General features: G+C 59.1%; 1 protein-coding gene. It reads right to left on the minus strand.

Annotated features, from left to right (window positions below; all coding sequences use genetic code 11):
• Positions 1 to 83: 83 nt before the first annotated feature.
• Positions 84 to 1,478, minus strand: a complete 1,395-nt coding sequence (locus GJ633_RS16380) for an ATP-binding protein (RefSeq protein ID WP_156589614.1) — start codon at positions 1,476 to 1,478, stop codon at positions 84 to 86.
• Between the last annotated feature and the right edge of the window lie 318 nt (positions 1,479 to 1,796).

Consider the following 1,796-nt stretch of genomic DNA (forward strand, 5'->3'; position numbering starts at 1 on the left):
TTCGGAACCGATAGCAACATCGTGCCCACCGTAATTACGGAACATTCGAGGCGAAAGCCTCGCGCTTCACGCGGGAGGGAGTGTCACTCACCTCCGAGTGCAGCGACGATGTCGTCGATCGTATAGAGACGTAACGCTTCGCGCTCGGCGGCGGCGTCGCGGACGCTGTCCGTAAACCCGCTCCGCGAGAACAGCGCGTATTCGACGGTCCGCGTGCCGCCACCTACCGGCTGCCATCGGAGTTCCTCGACGTGCGTCTCCAGTGACGCCAGCGCGCTGTAATCGAGTGGCGATTCCTGATATTTGCACTCGCCGACGACGAGCGTTTCTTCGTCGCTGAGTCCGACGACGTCGATCTCGTGGTCCTGATACCACCACTGCCCGACATCGACGATCGGTGTCTCATCGTACAGCGTCCACAGAGCCTCACAACACAGCTGTTCGAAGGCGGGAGCGACGAAGTCGGCCAGCTCTGGTTCGACGAGTCGTTCGTAAGCCTCCTCGCCGAACTGGTCGTAGCGATCCGCACTCCCGTACAGGAATCGGAACCAGAACCGGAACAAGGGGTCACGCAGCCGATACTGGCTTCGCTTGGATCGTTCGGGTTTCTCAGTCACCGGCACGTGTCGTTCGATGAGCCGGAGCCGAGAGAGTCGGTCCAGATACGTCGATAGCTGGTTGTAGTCGATACCGGTCACGCCGGCGATCTCGTTTCGGCCGGTCGCTCCGCCGGCGATCGCTTCGAGGATCGAAAAGTACCGCGTCGGCTCCGTCAGTTCCATCCGGAGGACGTACTCCGGCTCGTTGCGGAGCGACCCGTGACGAGTCAGCACCGTCTGCTGGACGTTCTCGGCGAGTGATCGATCGGCGTCGAGTTCCTCGAGGTAGTAGGGAACGCCACCGAACACGCTCCACGCACGCACAGCTTCGTCCGCCGTCGCATCGTCCGGCAGAAACTCCGTCGCGGCGTCGAACGAGAGTTCGCGGATGTCGAGCGTCAGGGACGTCCGCCCGTACAGCGGGCTGTCTCCGAGCAGCGTCGCTTCCTCCATCATACTGATCGACGACCCGACCAGCACGAACGTCGTCTCCGACTCGTCGAACTCGTGGTCGAACAACGCCTGTACCACCGACGGAAGGCTCTCGTCCTGTTCGATCAGGTACGGAAACTCGTCGAGGACGACGGTCACATTCCGGTCAACCAGATACCGGAACAGTCGCTCCCAATCGGGACGAATGTCTTCGATACCAGGAACCGTGTCAGCCGCAGCCTCGACGAACTGTTCCAGTTGGAGCTCCCGCGTCTTCTGTCGTGCCTGATAGAAGACTGCGTTCTCTCGTCCCTCAAGCGCCTTCTTGACGAGTCTCGTCTTTCCCAGCCGTCGCCGCCCGTACACGACAGCGAGCTCCGCGTTCTCCGAGTCGAAAAGGCTGTGAAGCCGATCCAACTCCTCCGAGCGGTTCACGATGTCTGTCATAGCGCTGATTTAGGGGTGCTGAATAAAAATATTCTGAATAATCATATTCTAGAATATCATATCTAGAGATATCATCGACTAAGAATTCTACCAAAACAAAATTAGAGGCTCTGTTGAAATCCTCAACAGCTGATACATTTTGAGCCCTCGTGGTCAGTACGGGGAACTCATAGATCGATCGGAGAAGACGCCAGCATACGCCGAGCGCAGCGAGGGCGTTTCAACCGACGGCGAGGCCCGGCGGCCCGAGCCCTCGGCTTTTTTCCCACCAGGTTTTTTCGAGGAGCGGTTCTCGAGGCGAACGAAGTGAGCGAGAGA

The sequence above is a fragment of the Halorubrum sp. CBA1125 genome (assembly GCF_009742825.1).
Classification (GTDB): Archaea; Halobacteriota; Halobacteria; order Halobacteriales; family Haloferacaceae; genus Halorubrum.